Here is a 20,614-nt window from a genome sequence, read left to right on the forward strand (position 1 = left end):
GATCAAAACGGCTTGAAAACCACCATATAAAGCGCGGCCACCATCATCAATACGGGGAGTTCGTTGAATACCCGATACCAGCGGTGCGAATACACATTGCTGCCGTTTTGAAAATGGCGCAGCAGCAGGCCACAATAAAGCTGGTAAGCCAAGAGCAGCAGGCCGCACAATAATTTAACCGCCAGCCAGCCGTTGCCCCACCAATTATTGATAAACCCGATGGCCGCGCCAAATATCAGCGTTCCCCAGCCCAAAGGCGACATAAAGCGGTACAGCCGCCGCGACATATCCGTCAGCCGTACATATTCCACGCTGCCAGGCTCTAATTGCGCCAGATTCACATAAATCCGCGGCAGATAAAACAGTCCGGCAAACCAAGAAATTACAAAAAACACATGCAGCAGCTTAAACCACAAATACATTTCAGACGGCCTTAAAACCTAAAACCATTATTTTATCCGCAATACTGCTTAAGCCAAAACAAAATAGTCAAAACAATCCGATTTAGTGCGCCGCAACAATGTGTTGCAGGCACAAAATTACCCAAAAACCAAATTGTAAATTCCGCAACAATATGCAAGTTGAGATATGCACGATGCAAAAAACTTGTTAGAATCCTATGCTATTTAATTATAAAAACATTATGGACGGAAAACATGAAACAATTCGAAATCAGCAACAGCGTCAGGAAAGAGCTTAGCAACTACCTGAATACGCGCAATCTAAACCTTAAAGCCGCCATGGACAACGAAACAACCAATGGCGAAGTCGCAGCCATTGTTCACGCAGGATTGCCGGCGATGATTCGGAAAATCTATTCTTTGGAAAAAATGAAAACCTTTTTCTGGACGAAAAAAGATTTGATGATGGAATTTATCAATATGCGCTTGAATGCCGGCGATAAAAAGGGCAAAAATTAATTTTAGCGATGGGCCGGGGGAGATTGGGGTTTGAAATACGTGCTTCAGTTTCTTCCGAAAAAATTGTTAGAGATTGGACGTATTTATTGTTCCTCATTAATTGTGCCAACCGAAAGGCCGTCTGAAACATTTCAGACGGCCTTTAATTTTGAATCAGCAACCGTTCTGTTTAAAACGGCGGGTTTTCAAATCAAGCTGCGTTGTCGAAACCGCTGTGGCGGAGCAGGGCATCCAGGCTTGGTTCGCGGCCGCGGAAGGCTTTGAAGGATTCGGCTGCACTGCGCGAACCGCCGACGGCCAGTATTTCTTCCCAGAAGCGGCGGCCGGTTTCGGCAACATCGTTGCTTTCTTCAAACGCCGCATAAGCGTCTGCACTCAAAACTTCCGCCCATGCATAGCTGTAATAGCCTGCGGAGTAGCCGCCGGCGAAGATGTGGCTGAAGCTCAAGGCAAAGCGGTTGTATGCCGGCGGTTGGGTCACGGCGACTTCTTGACGCACTTTGTCCAAGATTTGCGGCCATTCTTTCAGACGGGCTTCATCTTCCTGATGGTAGATTTCCATGTCGAAGAGGGCAAATTCCATTTGACGGACGAGGAACATACCGCGTTGGAAGTTTTTGGCCGCGTGCATTTTGTCGAACAGCTCTTTCGGCAATACCGCGCCGGTTTCTTCGTGCGAGGACATTTGTGCCAATACGTCGTATTCCCAAACGAAATTTTCCATGAATTGGCTGGGCAGCTCGACCGCGTCCCATTCGACGCCGTTGATGCCGGATACGCCCACTTCGTCAACCTGGGTCAACAAGTGGTGCAGGCCATGGCCGGTTTCGTGGAAGAGGGTGATGATTTCGTCGTGGCTCAAGCGCGCCTCTTTGTCGCCGACCGGCGGGGTAAAGTTGCAGACGAGGTAGGCAGTCGGCAGTTGCAGCGTACCGTCGGCGAAACGGCGGCGGCTTTTGTAGCCGTCCATCCATGCGCCGCCGCGTTTGCCTTCGCGTGCGTACAAGTCCATGTAAACGCCGCCGATGGTCTGGCCGTCTTGTTTCAGCTCGAAATAGCGCACGTCTTTGTGCCAAACGGGGACGGTTTTTTCAGCCAGCTCGATGCCGTAGAGTTTTTTGATTTGGGCAAACAGGCCTGCCAATACTTTGCTGATAGGGAAGTATTTTTTCACTTCGGTTTCGCTGAAGGCGTATTTGGCTTGGCGCAGTTTTTCGGCGGCGTAGCTCAAATCCCAAGATTGCGGATCTTCGATATTCAGGTTTTCTCGCGCAAAGGCTTTGATTTCGGCAAAGTCTTTTTCGGCAAACGGTTTGGCGCGGCGGGCAAGGTCGTGCAGGAAGTTTAAAACCTGTTCGGGCGTATCCGCCATTTTGGTTGCCAGAGACAGCTCGGCGTAGTTTTTGAAGCCGAGCAGTTTGGCGGTTTTCAGCGCGTTTGCGAGGGTTTGTTCGACGTTGGCCGTGTTGTCGAATTTGCCTTCGTCAGACAATTCGCTGGCACGGGTAACGTAGGCACGGTAGATTTGTTCGCGCAGTTCGCGGTTGTCGGCGTATTGGATAACGGCGAGGTAGTGCGGAATCTGCAGGCCGATTTTGTAGCCTGTTTTGCCTTCGCTTTGCGCAGCGGCGGCAAACATGGCGATGGAGTCTTCGGGAATGCCGGCAAGCGGCGCGGCATCATCAAAGTAAATGCCGAAAGCGTCGGTCGCGTCTTGGATGTTTTGTGCGAATTTGGCACCCAGTTGCGCGCCTTCGGTTTGCAGTTGCGCCAGTTCTGCCTGCTGTTCGGGCGGCAATTCGGCACCGCTGAGGACGAAGTCGCGCAAGTCGTGGTTGAGCTTGGTTTGCTGCGCTTGGGAGAGGGTGTCGAACTCGGCAGAATTTTTGATGATTTTGAAGCGGTTGTACAACTCGATGTCTTGACCGATTTCGGTGAAGAAAATGGTGATTTCAGGCATCAATTCGTTGTATACGACACGCAGCTCGGGCGTATCGACGACGGAGTTGAGATGGGAAACCACGCTCCAAATGCGGCCGACGCGTTCGGTAATGTCGGTCAGTTTTTCGACGGTGTTTGCCCAGTCGGTGTGCGTTTGCGCTTTGATGGCGGCGATTTGTTCGCGCGCTTCGGCAATGGCGGTTTGCAGGGCGGGTTTGATGTCTTCGGTTTTGATTTGGTCGAAACGGGGTTCTTCGCCCAAGTGGAGCAGGACGTTGTCGCTCATATGGTTTCTCCTGAATAAGATGGATTCAGACGGCCTTGTGGCCGTCTGAAAAGAAAACGATAGGCGTTATATGGTGGCAGACAGACAGAATTAAAGTGTTCCGCCTATCTATCAACCAATCTTATTCTGCGCCGCGCGGATTGGCGTGCAATGGTGCGGCCAGCTCGAGGCGCATAGTGGTGCCTTCTGGGGCATAAACCGCATTGGCAACATTGGTTTGCAGGGATTCGGCAAACGAGCCGCGATACACTTTTGCGCCTTGGTGGGTCAGGTTGGATTGTACGTCGACGTACACTTCTCCGCCGATTTGACGCCAGAGGTGGCAGAAGGTGTAGTCTTCGGACAGATAGCGTTTGCTTTCAGGATCGACCATGCAGTCGAAGAAGCGGTAGTGCAGGCCTTTGTTTTCCGGGCTGTAGTCGCTGTCGGAGACGTAGTTCAACTCGGGGTAGGCCTCTATCATTTTTTCAAATACGCTGCGTTTGATAACCATGAAGCCGGTTGGTGCGTCATGAACCTTCATAAAGCCTTCTTCATCGACTTTCAGGACGATTTCGCCGTTTTCATTTTTGTCGTTGGTATTGACGGTGTAAGAAGTGTACATGCGCTCGAAATCGGCTTGGGTCATGCCGGCAGGAAGGCCTGCTTGGGGCCAGTTTTCGCGTTTGAGTGGATAAACGCCGGCTACAACGTCTTTATCGGCCAAGAGCAGGCGGTAGAATGAGTCGGGAGAGAAGCCGATGTCGGAGTCAATCCAGAATAAATGCGTCCATTCTTTGTTTTCCAAAAATTTGGCCACGCAGTTGTTGCGCGCGCGCGTAATCAGGCTTTCGCCGCGCTGCATCATTACTTGCAGCGGCAGGCCGAGGGAGGCGTTGGTGTGGACGATGTTCAGAAGCGAGAGGGTGTAGTTGTGGAAATATTTGCCGTCATGGCTGGGGGTCATAATGACGGGATACATTTCGGCAAGGGCTGATTCGGGCAACATGACTTTTCCTTATTGTTGATTGTGAACTTCATTATTGTAAGGGATTTGATTGTATCAATAAACAAACCGTACTATTTTGTTTGGTTGATCAGTCGGTATTGCGTGCGCAAAAATTCGTCTAAGACGGCCTGTTGTATTTCCAGCCGTTTGGAAACGGGGGAGGCGAAGCGTACGATGATGTGGTACACCTTGTCATCATGCGGCACGCGGGACACGCGCGGCTGGGCGGCGGGGGTAATAAAGAGTTTTTGCGCTTGAACGTTTTCCAAATATTGTTGGATAACGGGAACATAGGCTGCGCACAACGGATCAAGAACGGCTTTCAGACGGCCTATGATTTCGTCCGAATCCAAATGAATCGGCACGGGGATTTCCACCGTATGAATCACATAATTACCCAAAATATTGTCGCGGCGCACGGTATGGCTCAAAAGCAGGCTGTTGGGAAACGAGAGCGTTTTGCCGGAAAGTTGGCCGATCAACGGATTAGGGCCGATTTGCATCATCAGCGTGTTCAGCATATTGATATCGACCACCCGTCCGCGCAGGCCGTTGATTTCGATGTAGTCGCCGATGGAGTATTGTTTGGTTACCGAGCGCAGGATGCTGCCGGACAAACACATAATCAGCTCTTTGGTTGCCACCACAATCGCCGCGGCTACTGCAAACATCGACAAGGCCAAAGTTTGAATCTGTGCCGCCCAAATCATCGCCAGCCCGAGCAGGATCAGCAGCATGGTCACGTTGCGGCTGACCACCAGCGAACGGCGTTTATTTTCGATACTCAAATCCGGATGGCTGCGAAAATGCGCCGAGAGCAAGATGCTGCGCCCGGCAATGACGGCCACAATCATCAATACCGACATCAATGCCGATTTGATGATTTCTTCACTGACAGGCAAAGCGTTCAGCCATTCATGCATGGTGTTCCACATAATCCTGTTTCCTTTCCCTTCTTAGGCCGTCTGAAAACCCACGCGTTCAAAAATTTCTGCCGCACACGCTTCCGATACCGCAAACAAAGTTGCCACGCTGCCCAAAGCCCGTTGCGCTGCCACGCTCAAATCATCGCGGCATACTTCTCCCAGCCACTCAATCGGCCGCACCAGCGACATTTTTTCATCGTCCCATTGCGGACAATGCACCGCGCCGCCCGTAATCCTGCCGACCCGATAACGGCGCAGGGCAGGCGAGTAGGTCAGTACGGCATCTCCATCGGCCAACTCATTGACAAAACGCCACATCTGAGCCGCACCCGATTGCGCCGTTCTCAATTTCACATCCGGCACGGCCGAACGGTAAATATCCGTCAGTTCCTCACGGCTAAAACCCTTGGCCGCCGCTTCGGCCAGCATGGGCCAGGCCAACGCCGCCACACCGCGTTCAAAAAATACATCATAAAGCGCACCTTGCGTGCTGCGAACCATATAAAGTTTGGCTTGCTTTCCCATTGCAGTACCTGTTTGTTTGAAGGATTCATCCCTTGGTTTCAATATTACCCGTTACGGCTAAAAAATTCGATATTCAGCATAGGCGGAAAGGGTTAAATTACCCGCTGAAAATAAATGAATAATAAATAAAAGGCCGTCTGAAAAACAAAATAGGCTGATATATCAACAGATGATATATCGTAACAATATATTAATAACTGTAAATTTTTTTACGGTTGCATGAAAAAAAGATAAGATGGAATAATCAATCGAGAAAGATTGCTATTCACTGAACATTAGGAGAGAAAAATGACCTGCAAAACCCACGAACATCATGACCACGTCCACGGCGCAAACTGCGGCCACACTGCCATCAAACACGAAGGCCACGTCGATTATCTGCACGACGGCCACCTGCACCATGAGCACAACGGCCACTACGACGAGCACGCCCTGAGCGTCAATGAAACCAATCCTGACGGTTGCCATCCGGTTGACACCTGCCACGGCCACGTTCACGGCGAAGGTTGCGGCCACGAAGCCGTACCGCACGGCGATCACGTCGACTACATCGTCAACGGCCGCCTGCATCACCAACACGGCGACCACTGCGACGACCACGGTCCGGTTGAAATCGTTAAATAAAACTGTTTTTCAGACGGCCTCTGATATGGGGCATCTGTAGGGAAAGGGGGGGGTATTTTCACCCCCTTTTCATATATATTGTCGTACCCTACACTAAAACAGCCATTATCATGTTTGACATCATATTTGTATTGGTATTCGGCAGGCTCCAAGCCTCCGGAACACTGAATTTCCCCGATAGGCTTTATCCCATCTGGAAATGGGCGCTAGGCGCAGGCATGCTTTATGCCGCGATAGGGACAATGCTGGGATACGTTTTCTCCGGTTCCTTCTCCCTAGTCAGCTTTTTGCTGATTATTGTCTTGTCATCCACTTGGTTCTCTCTGTATTTCAAACTGCTGCGGCTTACCGCCTCAAAAACTGTACTGAACCAATGTATTTACTGGGTGCTTGGCATTCTTTCGGCATTGTCGTTCCCCTTTGTTGTGGGTTATCTTTCCTTATTAGTCAAAGGCTTTATGCAATAAGCTTTTCAGATAATCTCTCTATACAATAAGGTCGTCTGAAAGCCTTCTATACAAGGTTTTCAGACGACCTTTGCTTTATTGGGGAACACTTAAAACCAATGCGGCAAACCGACAGCCATCAACACTGCCGTGATACATGCTAAGAGCGCGCAGATTTGCAGGGCTGTTGAGTTGGCTTTTGGGTAGCCCATCAGATTCGGTAGAGGGTTGGATGGCAATATCATGCCGTAGGCGAATTGAAGCAGTCCGCCCGCCACCATAGGCAATGTGTATATCGGAAATATCAGGCTGATGGCGGCAAGTACGATGCTGATTCTGAACATCCATATCGCCGGATAATGCCCTTTTCCGGCATCATTGCACCGCTTTTCCAGCCAAGTGCTTTGATAGTGCAGTAGGCCGTAAAGGGCGATAGCAAAGACATACACTGCGCCGCCGACCTGCCGGTTGATGCCGCATTGACCCAAACATGATTGGGTAATCCACAGCAATAGTGCGGACACTGCGCTTATGCCCAGCAAAATGGGCAGGTTTACTGCCGCAAAGCGCGTACGGCTGGCGCGGCGGTTGTCGAAGGAATCAGGCCTTTCGTCATAAAAGGGTTACTGATTTTGATACCGAAGTAAGGACGACCTTATTTCTTATCTAACGGCTGATGTTCCGCGAAAGCTTTAAATGCTTTATGGTTATTCTTCGCTAGGTATTGAACAACAGAAGAGAGTACTTCAACACCTTGAGATTTATGAACCGCATTAATGAATTTACCGTACTGACGGGCAGTTTCATTAACTTAATCTCTTAATTTAGAAACAGCTCTAGCTTTAGATAGGATTTCATCATCATTATAACGAGAGTAGAGCATAATTAATTTCTTTTCTAGTTTAATATTTACGAGTATTGTCATTGCGATCCATTTTAGGACGTGGAGGAGTAATAGAACCTGGTATCACTACCTGACCTTTAGGTGGTTTATACTAACCAGTATAAACTACACTAGGATAAGTGGGTTTACCTAAATATTTCTTCATGAAGTATTTATCAGTAACTAATTTCACATTTAGATGTAGTGCTAGGTCACGAGCTTTTTGTAGTAGATAAGGCACTTCGCGAGCCAGAAGATAGGTGTGTTGTAAATCGGGATCTGGAGATTGTCGTGATTCAAATTCATCGGTGATTAAGTTTGCCATTCTGAATACAAACATGAAGTGATCATCTGGTTTTATATAGTTTAAGCTCATGCCGAATTCTTTTTCGTAACGTATCCATTCTTGGGTAAGATACTGACTACGCTCAATAAATTTTTGATATAGTTGCTCGTATGTGGGATTCAGAGTAAAAACAAAATCTACCTCTTCTACGTAATTCATTACAATATATTCACTCATTTTAATCGAATGATATCGAATTTTCTTAATAAACGCGTCTAAACACTTACGTGTTTCGTTTAACTCTTGAATAACGCTATTAGCAATATCTAAATAAGTTACAAAGTCATGAGTTGAGATTTCACCTTTTAAATGGTCGTTAACTAAATCAGCAATAGACTCTTTTAAGGTTTTCTCACTAGACAAATCTAGATAATAAACATCCTCGTATTCTTTATTCATTTTAAATTTCCTTTACTCAATTAGTGATTAAATAACTCTTTCAGGATGAAGCCGTCGGGTTCTTCTTGGTATGTGTTCATGATGTGGTGAGTGATGATTTGGTTGTAATGTGGTTTTGTTTTGCGTTTTCAGACGACGTCTTTGAATGGTTTATCAAACGTCGTCTGAAAATAAAGGTACAGCTTTGCATCTTATGGCGATGCAGTTTAAACAGCAGCTTTCCGTCGCCGTTTCAGACGACCTCTGCGCCTTACCAATTCACTCGAACTGCCCTGCTGCCAAGCAGTTTTTCCAGTTCGTCGAATAACGCGGAGCTCGGCGTAACCATCCATTTCGGCGGCACTTGAAACCTGCCCGATGCTTTGCCGTTGCTGTACGACAGTTGCAGCGGGATGTGCGCCGTATCGGGCAGACGGTGGGCGGTGAGGATGGCGGCGAGGCGCGTGATGTCGTGGCCGGGGGCGAGGGCGAGGCTGAGGCTGCGGGCGTAGCGTTCACGCGCCATTTGCAGGGTCATGACTTGGTTGGCCATGATGCGCAGCCCGTCGCCGCCGCCGTAGTCGTCGCGGCTGACTTTGGATTCGATAATCAGCACTTGGTCGGACTTGAGGTAGTCGGCGCAGTTTTCCAGCGTGTGGCCGCTGACCATGATTTCAATCTGCCCGCTCAAATCTTCAAGGCTGACGAAGGCGATTTTGCCGCGCTTGCCCATCATGGTGCGCACGGCGGTCACGAATCCGGCGAGGCGCACGCTGTCTTGCGGTTTCAGACGGCCCAATTTGGTCGGGGCGATTTGGCGGACTTCTTGGGCATACGGGCCGAAGGGGTGGCCGGACAGGTAAAAGCCGATGACGGTTTTCTCTTCGGCGAGTTTTTCCGATTCGCTCCACATGGGCACGTCGATGAGCTGCACCGGTTCGATGGCGTCTTCCATCATGTCAAACAGCCCGCCCTGATTGGCGTTGGCGGCTTTTTGGTCGGCGTTGTTCATGGCGAGGTCGATGTTTGCCAAGAGCATGGCGCGGTTGGGTTCGATGCTGTCGAACGCGCCGCCACGTATTAGGGCTTCGAGGGTGCGGCGGTTCATGTGCTCTTTGCCGACGCGCTCGCAGAAGTCCAAGAGGCCGGTAAACTTGCCGCCGCTTTGCCGCGCGGCGATGATGGATTCGACGGCGGCTTCGCCCGTGCCTTTAATCGCGCCGAGTGCGTAGCGGATTTTCATGTTCGGATACGGCGTGAAGCGGTAGTCGGATTCGTTGATGTCGGGCGGCAGGAACTCGATGCCGTTGGCGCGGCAGTCGTCGTAGAAATGCTTGAGCTGGTCGGTGTTGTCCAATTCAGACGACATGGTTGCCGCCATAAATTCGGCGGGGTAGTGCGCTTTGAGCCATGCGGTCTGGTAGGAAATCAGGGCGTAGGCGGCGGCGTGGGATTTGTTGAAACCGTAGCCGGCGAATTTTTCCATGTAGTTGAAGATTTCGTCGGATTTTTCGCGCGAAATGCCTTGTTTTGCCGCGCCTTCGGCGAAAATTTCGCGGTGTTTCACCATTTCTTCGGGCTTTTTCTTACCCATGGCACGGCGCAGCAAGTCCGCACCACCGAGCGAGTAACCGCCGATAATCTGCGCCGCCTGCATCACTTGTTCCTGATACACCATAATCCCGTAGGTCGGCGCGAGGATGCCTTCGAGCAGCGGGTGGATATATTGGAATTCCTGACCCTTCATGCGCGCGACAAAGTCGGGAATGTTGTCCATCGGACCGGGACGGTAGAGTGATACGAAGGCGATGAGTTCTTCAAACTTGGTGGTGTGCGCCGTTTTCAGCATTTTTTTCATGCCGGTCGACTCGAACTGGAATACGGCGGTGGTGTTCGCATCGCGGAAGATTTGGTAGGCGGCTTGGTCGTCAAGCGGAATCTTGCCGACATCGACGATATCGCCGGTGGTGTTTTTGATGTTGTTCTGCGCCATTTCGATAATGGTCAAGTTGCGGAGACCCAAAAAGTCGAACTTCACCAAACCCACGTCTTCCACGTCTCCTTTGTCGTACATGGATACGGGCGAGGCGGATTCGTCTGCCTGATACACAGGGCTGTAATCGGAAATCTTACCCGGCGCAATCAACACGCCGCCCGCGTGCATACCCAGACCGCGCGTCAGGTCTTCCAGCTTTTTCGCCAGCGTAATGAGTTCGTCCGCTTCTTCTGCTTCAATCAATTCCTGAATCTGCGGCTCGGCCTCCATGGCTTTTTCCAAACTCAGGGGTTTGTTGGCTTCCAACGGAATCAGCTTGGACAGTTTGTCGCACAGCATAAACGGCAGTTCCAGCACGCGTCCGACGTCACGAATCACCGCTTTGGACGACATTGTGCCGAAGGTGACAATCTGGCTTACCGCATCCGCGCCGTATTTCTCGCGCACATATTCAATCACGCGGCCGCGGTTTGCCTGACAGAAGTCGACGTCAAAGTCAGGCATGGAAACGCGTTCAGGGTTCAAGAAACGCTCGAACAGCAGCGCGTATTTGAGCGGATCAAGGTCGGTAATCTTCAGCGAATACGCCACCAGCGAGCCAGCGCCCGAACCACGGCCCGGCCCTACCGGACAGCCGTGCGTTTTCGCCCAGTTGATAAAGTCTTGTACGATAAGGAAATAGCCGGGGAATTTCATCTGGATAATGATGTTCAACTCAAAATCCAAACGTTCCTGATATTCAGGCATTTTCGCCGCCCGTTCCGCCTCGTCGGGATAAAGCTGAATCATGCGTTCCTGCAAGCCCTCGTTGGACAGCTTCACCAAATAATCGTCCAGCGACAGGCCGTCCGGAGTAGGGAAGAGCGGCAGGAAGTTTTGACCCAATGTGATGTGCAGGTTGCAGCGTTTGGCGATTTCTACCGTGTTTTCGAGGGCTTCGGGCAAATCGGCGAAACGTTCGGCCATGGTTTCCGGCGGAAGAAAAAACTGGCTCGGCGTAAAATCGCGCGGACGTTTTTTGTCCGTCAGCACCCAGCCGCCTGCGATGCACACCCGCGCCTCGTGCGCGTTGAAATCGTCGCGGCTCATAAACTGCGTCGGATGCGTCGCCACCACCGGCAAACCCAACTCCTCCGCCAGCTTCACGCTGCCGGAAACGCAAGCCTCCCATTCAGGGCGTTCGGGCAGGCGTTGCAGTTCTAAATAAAACGCATCGGGAAACCACGCCGCATATTTCAACGCCGCCGCACGTGCCGCGTCTTCATTGCCGTTTAAGAGATTCACGCCCACTTCGCCGTAATGCGCGCCGCTCAAACAAATCAAGCCGCTGTTGTCGCCATTTTCCAGCCATTCGGGGTTGAGTTCCGCATGATGGATATTGCGGTCTTTGCCGACATAAGCCTCCGTCAAAAGCTCGCTCAAGCGCAGATAGCCCGCATCGTTGCGGATAATCAGCATGGAGCGAAACGGCTTGTCAGGCGCATTCGGATTGCCTATCCACACATCCGCCGCGCCGATGGGCTTAATCCCTGCACCGCGGCAGGCTTTATAGAATTTCACCAAGCCGAATTCGTTCATCAAATCGCTGATGCCCAAAGCAGGCAAACCGTATTCCTGTGCTTTGGCAATCAGTTTTTTAATCCGCACCATACCGTCGGTAATCGAAAATTCGGTATGCAGGCGCAGGGGGATGTAGGTCGGCTCGGTCATGGCAAAATCGGCGTGAACAATAAAAGGCGTATTGTAGCAGGGTTGGCAGCTAAAGGCCGTCTGAAAACCAAATGTAATGGGGTTGGATAAAGCAAATCAAACAGAAGGGGGCTTTCTTTCAGACGGCCATGTTAAAATATCGCCATTATTGAAAAGGATTAAATGATGGAAGCAACTGTCTATCTTGAAGACAACGAATACATCGCGTTGTGCGACTTATTGAAATTGGCCGGTCTTGCCGAAAGCGGCGGACAGGCAAAAGCGTTTATCGCCGAAGGGCTGGTGTTGCGCAACGGCAAAACCGAAACCCGTAAAACCGCCAAAATACGCGGCGGCGAAGTAATTGAGTTTGACGGCGCACGCTTGGAAATTGCCGATGGATACGACCCTGAAGAATAAAGCCGAAGCCATCTTGGGCGAATCGCTTTTAGACGAACCCGTCCGCCCCGAGTCGTGGGAATGTTGTGGCAGCGAATGCGGCGATGCTTGTATCCAGACAATGTATTGGGCGGAAAAAGCACGTTATGACGCGCAACAGCGGAAATTGAAAGAAGCGGGTTGGACTGATGGCGAAGATGAGGCAAAGGCCGTCTGAAAACGATTGGGCTTGATAGGAGCTGTGTTTCAAACAATGCTGCATTAAAGCCAATGTCGTCTGAAAGTTTCAGACGGCATTGGCTTTTTTAAAGTTTAAATAAATTAAGATTTTGTTACCTCGGAAGCGGTTGCATTTTCAGGTGTGCCAGGTGCAGCATCGGCAGGAGCCTGATAATCTGTATTTTGCGATGAAGAGGGCTCAGCATTGTCATGTTTATGATGCTTATCATACTTATCAAAGTGTCGTTTGTCTTGATCGTTATCTTGCGCTACCGCCAATACTTTGCCGCTTTGAGCATCAACCAGAGCCTCATATTCGACCCCGTCTTTTAAAATTTCCACCTTATAACGGCCACCCAAATGCTGTTTGTATTTATAATCAACATCTTTGGCCACGCCGCCAACTTGCGCCACTGCCGTTGCTGCCGCTTGCTGACCGGAAACCTGCGCAAACATGCCTTCTTTAAAAGCCACGGCACCCGCAGCACCGGCAACGCCCAAACTTGAAGCAATAATACCGGCAATGATGAGTTTTTTTGAAATAAAAGCATTAATGCGTTTCATGATTTTCTTTCCTACTGTGTTGTTGAACGATGAATGCATTCTATGCCTCAACAATTAGCTGAATATGAGCAAAATGCTAAGATGTGTAATTAGTTGCAATACTAAAATTAACACTTTAATAATAATGGAGATTGAAGCCGCGCTTTCAGACGGTCTTGCTGATATATTGTGATGGTATATTTGGTGGAGATTGTGGTTTGCGTGTGAAAACAAAAAAGCGTGATGAAAAAAAGGGCATGTGTGAGACATGCCCCGAATTAAATGGTAAACGCGATGTTGAGAAACCAAATGACGGAATAAGATTTGCGGTTGGTCAACTTATCTTATTCCTCCTTGTTTTACAATCATTCAGGCGATGTTTCTCCTGCAAAATTCTCGATTTCTTCGCGATGCGCGTCAAACCATGAGCCGACCACTTGATTGACTTCGTCCATACCTTGCTTTTTCAGGCTGGAGAACAGTTGAACGCTGATTTTTTGACGTTCGGTGTAGGGCTTGAGTGATTTTTTTACCGTCGCTAAAGTTTTAATCTGGTCGTTTTTAGACAGCTTGTCTGCTTTTGACAGCAGGATATGCACAGGACGGCCGGTGATGTGGAAAAAGTCCAGCATTTGAATGTCTAAAGCTTTGAGCGGATGGCGCGAGTCCATAATCAAAATCAGGCCGATCAGTTGGCGGCGTTGTTGCAGGTAGTCGCCCAAGAGTTTGACCCAGTGCGCACGGATGGCCTCCGGTACTTGCGCGTAGCCGTAGCCGGGCAAGTCGACCATGAAATTGCCGTTTTCCAGTTCAAAGAAATTAATGTGTTGGGTGCGGCCCGGTGTTTTGGAAACGTAGGCAAGGCGCACATGATTGGTTAAAGTATTGATGGCGCTGGATTTGCCGGCATTGCTTCGGCCGACAAAGGCAATCTCGGCCGGCGTGTCGGGCAGGTCTTTCAGATGGTTGACCGTCGTAAAGAATTTGGCGTTTTGAAAAAGGTTCATCAGTATTTCCTTACATGGAAACAAAACTGCAACATCATAATTTGTATCGGGCATTTATGTTGCAGCAGTTTGGTAATTTGAGTAGTAATTTAATGTAAACTTGGTATAGAATAGCACGTTTATAGAATTATCGGTTTTAATCGGGAAAATTCCCCGGTATTTGAGTATAAAAAAGGCATTGACGCGGTACGCAATGCTGTAATCAGGAGCACTCCATGAAACGATTGACTTTATTGGCCTTGGTATTGGCTGCCGGTGCGGTTTCCGCTTCCCCTAAAGCAGATGCTGAAAAAGGCAAACAGGTAGCGACTACTATCTGTGCGGCGTGTCACGCAGCCGATGGTAACAGCGGTATCGCAACTTATCCTAAACTGGCAGGTCAGGCTGCGGCCTACACCTACGGTCAAACCATGGCCATCAAAGACGGTACCCGTACCCACGGTGCTGCCGGCGTGATGAAACCGATGGTGATGAACTTGTCCGAACAAGACATCCGCGACGCTGCCGCCTACTACGCTAAACAACAAGGCAAACCGGGCGAAGCCAATCCTAAAGAAAACCCAGAGCTGGGCGCGAAAATCTATCGCGGCGGCCTGAGCGCTAAAAAACTGCCGGCATGTATGTCTTGCCACGGTCCTAGCGGCGCAGGTATCCCTGGCGGCGGTACTGAAATCCAAGCCTATCCTCGTCTGGGCGGCCAACACAAAGCTTACGTTGTCGAGCAAATGAAAGCTTACCAATCCGGCCAACGCAAAAACGCCATCATGGCCGATATTGCCAACCGTCTGAGCGAAGAAGAGTTGAACGCAGTAGCCAACTTCATCCAAGGTTTGCACTAATTTCGTTTTGAAACGAGCTTATTGATACAGGCCGTCTGAAAACCCTTCAGACGGCCTTAGCCAATATAGGCCGATAAGCCTGATTGTTTTTTTCAAATAGCGACAGAAAGATTTTTACTACAATATGCAGTATTCTTCCTTTCGCATCACACGTCATTGCAGTCCGTTCTACCGATCGGGTTGCCCCAAGCCGACATTTGAGACATGAGTAAATCTTCATCATCCGTCCCACTTATCCGTAGACCATGGTTTGCCTTTTTCAGCTCCATGCGCTTTGCCGTTGCCCTGCTTAGCCTGTTGGGCGTGGCTTCGATTATCGGTACGGTCTTGCAACAAAATCAGCCACAAGTCGATTATTTGGTGAAATTCGGCCCGTTTTGGTCGCAGATTTTCGGCTTTTTGGGCCTGTACGACGTGTATGCCTCGGCGTGGTTCGTTGTCATCATGATGTTTTTGGTGATTTCCACCGGATTGTGCCTGATTCGCAATGTTCCGCCGTTTTTGCGCGAGATTCGTTCCTTCCGTGAAAACGCGAAGGAAAAATCACTGGCGGCAATGCGCCATTCCATCGTTTTAGACGGACAGGTAACGCCCGAAGTTGCGCAACGTTATTTGGAAGTGCAGGGCTATGGCTGCAAAACCGTTACGCGTGAAGACGGTTCGGTTTTGGTGGCGGCGAAAAAAGGTGCGATGAACAAATGGGGCTATATCTTTGCCCATGCCGCGCTGATTGTAATTTGTTTGGGCGGTTTGATAGACAGCAATATCCTGCTGAAAATCGGCATGCTCACCGGCCAAGTCGTGCCGGACAATACGGCGGTTTACGCCAAAGACTTTAAGCCCGAAAGCGTGTTGGGCGCATCCAATTTGTCGTTTAGGGGCAATGTCAATATTTCGGAAGGGCAGAGCGCGGACGTAGTGTTTCTGAATGCGGATAACGGCATGCTGGTGCAAGATTTGCCGTTTTCGGTCAAATTAAAGAAATTCCATATCGACTTTTACGATACCGGTATGCCGCGCGATTTCGCCAGCGACTTGGAAGTCACGGACAAGGCGACCGGCAAAGTCAGCGAACACACCATCCGCGTCAACCATCCTTTGACGCTGCATGGTATTACGGTTTATCAGGCAAGTTTCGCCGACGGCGGCTCGGACTTGACGTTTAAAGCGTGGAATCTGGCCGATGCCGACCGCACTCCGGTCAAACTCAAAGCGACTTCCATGCGCGAGTTTCCGCTGGATTTGGACAAGGCTTCTTATAAACTGGAATTCGACCAGTTTACTTCGATGAACGTCGAAGACATGAGCGAGCCGTCTGAAAAAGAGCAAAATCTGAAATCCGCCATCAATGATGTTCGCTCCGTCCGTCAAGAAGGCAAAAAATACACCAATATCGGTCCGTCTATCGTTTACCGCATCCGCGACAAAGCAGGGCAGGCGGTCGAATATAAAAACTATATGTTGCCGCTGAAACAAGATGAAGACTATTTCTTCATTACCGGCACGCGCAGCGGCTTGGCGCAGCAATACCGTTGGTTGCGCATTCCGATGGATAAAAACGGCCAAATCGACACCTTTATGGCTTTGCGCCAATATCTGAAAAACGATACGGCACGCCGTAAAACCGTTGCCAATGCCGTTAAAGACGCGCCTGCCGAAATCCGTGAGCAATTCATGGCGGCGGCGGAAAATACCTTGTCGATTTTTGCCAAAGGCGGCTATTTGGCTTTGGACGAATTTGTTACCACCAATATTCCGAAAGATCAGCAGGAAAAAATGCAGGGCTATTTCTACGAGATGCTCTATGGCGTGATGAATGCCGCTTTGGAAGACACGATCAGTACATACAACCTGCCGGCTTGGCCGCAAGATGAAAAACGCAACCGCTTCCTGCTGCATGCAATGGACGCGTACACCGGTTTGACCGAGTATCCTGCGCCGATGTTGCTGCAATTGGACGGCTATTCCGAAGTGCGCTCTTCCGGATTGCAGATGACCCGTTCGCCGGGCGCATTCTTGGTATATCTGGGTTCGGTATTGCTGGTGTTGGGCACGGTGTTTATGTTCTATATCCGTGAAAAACGTGCTTGGCTGCTGTTTTCAGACGGCCGTATCCGTTTTGCCATGTCTTCCAGCCGCAACGAACGCGACTTGCAGAAAGAATTTCCGCAACACACACGGCAATTGCAGCAGCTTGCCAAGGATTTGAACCATGAATAACAAACATCAGGCCTTGCCCGAGCATGAGCTTCTGACACACAAATCATTTATCCGAAACCTCAACCTCTTCGACTGGGCATTCGCGCTGCTGATTGCAGTCGGCGCGTTTATTGCCCAAACCCAGGCCGGTTTGCACATGGACATCTACGAAATGGTGATTTTGTGGGCGAGTGCCGGTATTGCTGTTTTTCTAGGTTGGTTTTTCAAACCGATGCGCTGGTTTATCCCTGTGGGCGTATGCTTGGCGTATTTGGCCGTTGATTTGTATGGCGGCGACATCAAACGCGCAGACGGCTTCCTGCTCAAATACCTGTTAAGCAGCCAGTCGGCGATTATGTGGCAATGCGCGTTTGTGTTCTTTGCCTTGTTTGCCTATATCGTCGGCGCGATGGCAGCGGTGCGCAAGAATGTGCCGTCCAATACGCTTTTGGGCATGGGTACCGTGTTTGCGTGGGTTTCCGCGATGGCGGGCTTTGTCGGTTTGCTGGTGCGTTGGCATGAAAGCTATCTGCTGCGTCCCGATGCCGGCCATATTCCGGTCTCCAACCTTTACGAAGTATTCATCTTGTTCTTGGTCATTACGGCGCTGATGTACCTCTATTACGAAGGCCGTTTTGCCGTACAAAAACTGGGTGGCTTTGTCTTCAGCTTTATGGCGATTGTGGTCGGATTTGTCTTGTGGTACAGCGTTTCACGCGAGGCTCATGCCATTCAGCCGCTGATTCCGGCTTTGCAGTCTTGGTGGATGAAAATCCACGTTCCGGCCAACTTTATCGGCTACGGTGCATTCTGTATTGCCGCCATGCTGGGTATTGCCGAACTGCTGGCACTCCGAAAAGAAGATGCGGGCAAAAAATCATGGCTGCCGCACTCGCAAGTCATTGAAGAAGTCATGTACAAAGCGATTGCCGTCGGTTTCCTGTTCTTCACAATTGCCACCATTCTCGGCGCATTGTGGGCAGCCGATGCGTGGGGCCGCTATTGGAGCTGGGACCCGAAAGAAACTTGGGCATTCATCGTTTGGCTGAATTACGCTATCTGGTTGCATTTGCGGCTGGTGGCAGGCTGGCGCGGCAAAGTGTTGGCTTGGTGGGCGGTCATCGGCTTGATCATTACCGCCTTTGCCTTTATCGGCGTGAATATGTTCTTGAGCGGCCTGCACTCTTACGGCACTTTGTAAGCAGCTTATCCCGCACTTTATTTCAGACGGCCTTTTTCCGTTTTCGGGGAAAACGCCGTCTTAATCGTTTTTAATCATTTTTTCAGACGGCCTCAAACCATGTTGGTATTAGGAATTGAATCATCTTGCGACGAAACCGGCGTTGCGCTCTACGATACCGAGCGCGGCCTGTTGGCGCATCATTTGCACACACAAATGGCGATGCACGCCGAATACGGCGGCGTTGTCCCCGAGTTGGCCAGCCGCGACCATATCCGCCGTGTCGTGCCGTTGACGCAAGGTTGCTTGAAGGAAGCAGGCGTAGGCTATGCCGACATTGACGCGGTTGCCTTTACGCAAGGCCCGGGTTTGGGCGGCGCATTACTGGCCGGTTCAGGCTTTGCCAACGCCTTGGCATTTGCCATCGGCAAGCCCGTTATCCCCGTTCACCATCTTGAAGGCCATTTGCTCTCTCCCTTGTTGGCAGACGACAAGCCTGAATTTCCATTTGTCGCTTTGCTGGTGTCGGGCGGACATACGCAATTTATGGCTGTACGCGGTATCGGCGATTACACCTTGCTGGGTGAAAGTGTGGATGATGCGGCAGGCGAAGCGTTTGATAAAACGGCCAAGCTTTTGGGCCTGCCTTACCCCGGCGGTGCCAAATTATCCGAGCTGGCCAAACTCGGCACGCCTGATGCTTTCACATTCCCACGCCCCATGCTCCATTCGCACGATTTGCAGATGAGCTTTTCCGGTTTGAAAACCGCCGTTTTGACAGATGTCGAAAAAGTCCGCGCCGAAACCGGCAGCGATGAAATTCCCGAACAGACGCGCAACGATATTTGCCGCTCTTTCCAAGATGCGGTGGTTGACGTATTGGCGGCCAAAGCCAAAAAAGCGTTGTTGGATACCGGCTTCAGAACTTTGGTGGTTGCCGGCGGCGTGGGTGCAAACTGGAAACTGCGTGATGAATTTTCGCGCTTAACCGTCAAAATGCCGTCTGAAAAAGGCAAATCCAAACCGCAGGAAGAAAAAATCAACGTCTATTTCCCACCGATGGCATATTGCACTGATAACGGCGCAATGATTGCCTTTGCCGGCGCGATGCGACTTGCCGAGCGTCAGGCTGTCGGTGCATTCAATGTCAAGCCGCGCTGGCCGCTGTCGGATATTGTGAAGCAGGGTTGATGCATTAGACTGCTTCGATGCAATGAAAGGCCGTCTGAAAACCCGAAGACAGGGTTTTCAGACGGCCGTTTAATGAAACGGATGTTTGCGGTAAAACTTCATTCAAAAAGATGAGTAATTTTTTCATCCGTTTTTTCTACAATATTAACGTTGATTGATTGCAAAAGGCCGTCTGAAATGACGAATTTATCCAAAGGTTTGCTGGCTGCGATAGCGTCCAATTTGTTGTTTTCCATGCTGTTTCTGTACGGTATGTGGATGCGGCCGATGACGGGGACGGAGGTGTTTGCCTGGCGCATGGTCGCCATGCTGTCGGCTTTGTGCGTGCTGATGACGATGGTCAACGGTTGGCAGGCGGCAACGCGTTTTGCTTATGGCGTCGGCCGGGATTGGAAACGATGGCTGCTGATTGTATTGCCGACGCCGATATTTGCCAGCCAGTTGTGGCTGTTTGTCTGGGGGCCGGTCAACGGGGAAGGGGTAAACATCGCCATGGGTTATTTCCTGTTTCCTTTGGCGATGATGCTGGGTGGACGGATTTGGTTTAAAGAGCGTTTGAACCGGTTGCAGAGGGTGGCGGTAATCTTGGCGTGTGCAGGCGTGGCATGTGAATTGGTGCGGTCGGGCGCGTTTTCGTGGACGACGGTATGGGTGTTCGGTACTTATCCGTTTTATTATCTGCTGCGCCGAAAACTGGGCGTGCCTTCTTTAATCGGTCTGACCTTTGATTTAATGATGATTACGCCGTTTGCATTGGCGTATATTATATTTGCAACGGATACGCCGGCGATGATTGCGGCCAAACCAGTTTTAATTTTCTTTATTGTGTTGCTGGGTTTTAATAGTGCAATATCTATGCATTTGAATTTGAAGGCAAATCAGTTGCTGCCGGTGGCGGTGTTCGGCATGTTGAGCTATTTGGAGCCTGTATTGCTTTTTATTGTGTCGATTGTATGGCTGGGCGAGCCGGTGCAAAAAGGCGCATTGATCGGCTATGGCCTGATTTGGTCGGGTTTGTGCGTGATGATTGTCAATGGCTTGTTGGGAATGAAGAAAGAAAAGAAATTGGCTAAAGCTTGATTGATGGAT

Annotated in this window: 21 protein-coding genes; 10 read left to right on the plus strand and 11 right to left on the minus strand. The window is 50.2% G+C overall.

The features are described 5' to 3' along the window. Positions 1-2: 2 nt before the first annotated feature. A complete protein-coding gene (locus tag CYJ98_RS10680) occupies positions 3-422 on the minus strand; it encodes a CopD family protein (protein ID WP_101756175.1) in 420 nt (139 codons plus the stop codon). Positions 423-656: 234 nt separating this feature from the next. On the opposite strand from CYJ98_RS10680, the gene CYJ98_RS10685 reads away from it, so the two are divergent. Further along, positions 657-920, plus strand: a complete 264-nt coding sequence (locus tag CYJ98_RS10685) for a hypothetical protein (protein ID WP_101756174.1) — start codon at positions 657-659, stop codon at positions 918-920. Between the two features lie 190 nt (positions 921-1,110). Here the strand turns inward: CYJ98_RS10685 and CYJ98_RS10690 are convergent, their stop codons facing one another. The 4 genes from CYJ98_RS10690 to CYJ98_RS10705 all read right to left on the minus strand — a co-directional run bounded on the left by CYJ98_RS10690 (position 1,111) and on the right by CYJ98_RS10705 (position 5,586). Beyond that, positions 1,111-3,147 carry a M3 family metallopeptidase gene (locus CYJ98_RS10690; protein ID WP_101756173.1) on the minus strand — a complete coding sequence of 679 codons (2,037 nt, stop codon included), beginning with the start codon at positions 3,145-3,147 and terminating at the stop codon, positions 1,111-1,113. Positions 3,148-3,268: 121 nt separating this feature from the next. Further along, positions 3,269-4,135 carry a hypothetical protein gene (locus CYJ98_RS10695; protein WP_101756172.1) on the minus strand — a complete coding sequence of 289 codons (867 nt, stop codon included), beginning with the start codon at positions 4,133-4,135 and terminating at the stop codon, positions 3,269-3,271. 71 nt (positions 4,136-4,206) lie between these two features. After that, the gene (locus tag CYJ98_RS10700; protein WP_101756171.1) at positions 4,207-5,070 is read right to left on the minus strand and encodes a mechanosensitive ion channel family protein; all 864 of its coding nucleotides are present in this window, start codon (positions 5,068-5,070) and stop codon (positions 4,207-4,209) included. 21 nt (positions 5,071-5,091) lie between these two features. Then, on the minus strand, positions 5,092-5,586 hold the full coding sequence (locus CYJ98_RS10705) for a restriction endonuclease (protein ID WP_101756170.1): 495 nt from the start codon (positions 5,584-5,586) through the stop codon (positions 5,092-5,094). 288 nt (positions 5,587-5,874) lie between these two features. Between CYJ98_RS10705 and CYJ98_RS10710 the strand changes: the two genes are divergently transcribed. Beyond that, complete coding sequence (locus CYJ98_RS10710; protein ID WP_003684489.1) at positions 5,875-6,210, plus strand: hypothetical protein; 336 nt, start codon at positions 5,875-5,877, stop codon at positions 6,208-6,210. Between the two features lie 110 nt (positions 6,211-6,320). Further along, a complete protein-coding gene (locus tag CYJ98_RS10715) occupies positions 6,321-6,677 on the plus strand; it encodes a hypothetical protein (RefSeq protein WP_101756169.1) in 357 nt (118 codons plus the stop codon). A gap of 89 nt (positions 6,678-6,766) precedes the next feature. Here the strand turns inward: CYJ98_RS10715 and CYJ98_RS10720 are convergent, their stop codons facing one another. The 3 genes from CYJ98_RS10720 to dnaE all read right to left on the minus strand — a co-directional run bounded on the left by CYJ98_RS10720 (position 6,767) and on the right by dnaE (position 11,969). Beyond that, positions 6,767-7,180, minus strand: a complete 414-nt coding sequence (locus CYJ98_RS10720) for a cytosine permease (RefSeq protein WP_234395601.1) — start codon at positions 7,178-7,180, stop codon at positions 6,767-6,769. 471 nt (positions 7,181-7,651) lie between these two features. Continuing rightward, positions 7,652-8,284 carry a hypothetical protein gene (locus tag CYJ98_RS10725; RefSeq protein ID WP_101756168.1) on the minus strand — a complete coding sequence of 211 codons (633 nt, stop codon included), beginning with the start codon at positions 8,282-8,284 and terminating at the stop codon, positions 7,652-7,654. A 250-nt stretch (positions 8,285-8,534) separates the two neighbouring features. Further along, positions 8,535-11,969 (minus strand): DNA polymerase III subunit alpha, encoded by a 3,435-nt coding sequence (dnaE, locus tag CYJ98_RS10730; RefSeq protein ID WP_101756167.1) that lies wholly within the window; start codon positions 11,967-11,969, stop codon positions 8,535-8,537. Positions 11,970-12,134: 165 nt separating this feature from the next. Between dnaE and CYJ98_RS10735 the strand changes: the two genes are divergently transcribed. Beyond that, positions 12,135-12,368, plus strand: a complete 234-nt coding sequence (locus CYJ98_RS10735; protein ID WP_101756166.1) for an RNA-binding S4 domain-containing protein — start codon at positions 12,135-12,137, stop codon at positions 12,366-12,368. After that, positions 12,346-12,564: a hypothetical protein gene (locus CYJ98_RS10740; protein ID WP_049328316.1), complete on the plus strand. Its 219-nt coding sequence runs from the start codon at positions 12,346-12,348 to the stop codon at positions 12,562-12,564. The genes CYJ98_RS10735 and CYJ98_RS10740 overlap by 23 nt, the downstream gene beginning before the upstream one ends. A gap of 104 nt (positions 12,565-12,668) precedes the next feature. Here the strand turns inward: CYJ98_RS10740 and CYJ98_RS10745 are convergent, their stop codons facing one another. Both CYJ98_RS10745 and yihA read right to left on the minus strand, forming a co-directional pair. Next, positions 12,669-13,130, minus strand: a complete 462-nt coding sequence (locus CYJ98_RS10745) for a PepSY domain-containing protein (protein ID WP_224783388.1) — start codon at positions 13,128-13,130, stop codon at positions 12,669-12,671. Positions 13,131-13,474: 344 nt separating this feature from the next. Beyond that, on the minus strand, positions 13,475-14,116 hold the full coding sequence (gene yihA / locus CYJ98_RS10750) for a ribosome biogenesis GTP-binding protein YihA/YsxC (RefSeq protein WP_101756165.1): 642 nt from the start codon (positions 14,114-14,116) through the stop codon (positions 13,475-13,477). Between the two features lie 215 nt (positions 14,117-14,331). On the opposite strand from yihA, the gene CYJ98_RS10755 reads away from it, so the two are divergent. From CYJ98_RS10755 to tsaD, 4 genes are all read left to right on the plus strand, one after another. Then, entirely contained in the window at positions 14,332-14,955 is a 624-nt protein-coding gene (locus CYJ98_RS10755) for a c-type cytochrome (protein ID WP_101756164.1), read from the plus strand. A gap of 267 nt (positions 14,956-15,222) precedes the next feature. Next, positions 15,223-17,175, plus strand: coding sequence for a cytochrome c biogenesis protein ResB (locus CYJ98_RS10760; protein ID WP_167382876.1), 1,953 nt, complete (start codon positions 15,223-15,225; stop codon positions 17,173-17,175). Then, complete coding sequence (ccsB, locus tag CYJ98_RS10765) at positions 17,168-18,355, plus strand: c-type cytochrome biogenesis protein CcsB (protein WP_101756162.1); 1,188 nt, start codon at positions 17,168-17,170, stop codon at positions 18,353-18,355. Before CYJ98_RS10760 ends, ccsB begins: the two co-directional genes overlap by 8 nt. 99 nt (positions 18,356-18,454) lie before the next feature. After that, positions 18,455-19,525, plus strand: a complete 1,071-nt coding sequence (gene tsaD / locus CYJ98_RS10770; RefSeq protein ID WP_101756161.1) for a tRNA (adenosine(37)-N6)-threonylcarbamoyltransferase complex transferase subunit TsaD — start codon at positions 18,455-18,457, stop codon at positions 19,523-19,525. 4 nt (positions 19,526-19,529) lie between these two features. Here tsaD and CYJ98_RS10775 read toward each other — a convergent pair whose 3' ends face one another. Further along, the gene (locus CYJ98_RS10775) at positions 19,530-19,652 is read right to left on the minus strand and encodes a hypothetical protein (RefSeq protein ID WP_283126988.1); all 123 of its coding nucleotides are present in this window, start codon (positions 19,650-19,652) and stop codon (positions 19,530-19,532) included. Positions 19,653-19,702: 50 nt separating this feature from the next. Here CYJ98_RS10775 and rarD point away from each other — a divergent pair, with 50 nt between their 5' ends. Beyond that, a complete protein-coding gene (rarD, locus tag CYJ98_RS10780) occupies positions 19,703-20,605 on the plus strand; it encodes an EamA family transporter RarD (RefSeq protein ID WP_101756160.1) in 903 nt (300 codons plus the stop codon). Positions 20,606-20,614 lie beyond the last annotated feature (9 nt).

The sequence above is a fragment of the Neisseria perflava genome (genome assembly GCF_002863305.2).
Taxonomy (GTDB): Bacteria; Pseudomonadota; Gammaproteobacteria; order Burkholderiales; family Neisseriaceae; genus Neisseria; species Neisseria perflava_A.

Bases quoted from the DNA above. Each gene is read 5' to 3' on its own strand.
- CYJ98_RS10680 (WP_101756175.1), bottom strand. From the start codon at position 422: ATGTATTTGTGGTTTAAGCTGCTGCATGTGTTTTTTGTAATTTCTTGG.
- CYJ98_RS10685 (WP_101756174.1), top strand. From the start codon at position 657: ATGAAACAATTCGAAATCAGCAACAGCGTCAGGAAAGAGCTTAGCAAC.
- CYJ98_RS10690 (WP_101756173.1), bottom strand. From the start codon at position 3,147: ATGAGCGACAACGTCCTGCTCCACTTGGGCGAAGAACCCCGTTTCGAC.
- CYJ98_RS10695 (WP_101756172.1), bottom strand. From the start codon at position 4,135: ATGTTGCCCGAATCAGCCCTTGCCGAAATGTATCCCGTCATTATGACC.
- CYJ98_RS10700 (WP_101756171.1), bottom strand. From the start codon at position 5,070: ATGTGGAACACCATGCATGAATGGCTGAACGCTTTGCCTGTCAGTGAA.
- CYJ98_RS10705 (WP_101756170.1), bottom strand. From the start codon at position 5,586: ATGGGAAAGCAAGCCAAACTTTATATGGTTCGCAGCACGCAAGGTGCG.
- CYJ98_RS10710 (WP_003684489.1), top strand. From the start codon at position 5,875: ATGACCTGCAAAACCCACGAACATCATGACCACGTCCACGGCGCAAAC.
- CYJ98_RS10715 (WP_101756169.1), top strand. From the start codon at position 6,321: ATGTTTGACATCATATTTGTATTGGTATTCGGCAGGCTCCAAGCCTCC.
- CYJ98_RS10725 (WP_101756168.1), bottom strand. From the start codon at position 8,284: ATGAATAAAGAATACGAGGATGTTTATTATCTAGATTTGTCTAGTGAG.
- dnaE (WP_101756167.1), bottom strand. From the start codon at position 11,969: ATGACCGAGCCGACCTACATCCCCCTGCGCCTGCATACCGAATTTTCG.
- CYJ98_RS10735 (WP_101756166.1), top strand. From the start codon at position 12,135: ATGGAAGCAACTGTCTATCTTGAAGACAACGAATACATCGCGTTGTGC.
- CYJ98_RS10740 (WP_049328316.1), top strand. From the start codon at position 12,346: ATGGATACGACCCTGAAGAATAAAGCCGAAGCCATCTTGGGCGAATCG.
- CYJ98_RS10745 (WP_224783388.1), bottom strand. From the start codon at position 13,130: ATGAAACGCATTAATGCTTTTATTTCAAAAAAACTCATCATTGCCGGT.
- yihA (WP_101756165.1), bottom strand. From the start codon at position 14,116: ATGAACCTTTTTCAAAACGCCAAATTCTTTACGACGGTCAACCATCTG.
- CYJ98_RS10755 (WP_101756164.1), top strand. From the start codon at position 14,332: ATGAAACGATTGACTTTATTGGCCTTGGTATTGGCTGCCGGTGCGGTT.
- CYJ98_RS10760 (WP_167382876.1), top strand. From the start codon at position 15,223: ATGCGCTTTGCCGTTGCCCTGCTTAGCCTGTTGGGCGTGGCTTCGATT.
- ccsB (WP_101756162.1), top strand. From the start codon at position 17,168: ATGAATAACAAACATCAGGCCTTGCCCGAGCATGAGCTTCTGACACAC.
- tsaD (WP_101756161.1), top strand. From the start codon at position 18,455: ATGTTGGTATTAGGAATTGAATCATCTTGCGACGAAACCGGCGTTGCG.
- CYJ98_RS10775 (WP_283126988.1), bottom strand. From the start codon at position 19,652: ATGAAAAAATTACTCATCTTTTTGAATGAAGTTTTACCGCAAACATCC.
- rarD (WP_101756160.1), top strand. From the start codon at position 19,703: ATGACGAATTTATCCAAAGGTTTGCTGGCTGCGATAGCGTCCAATTTG.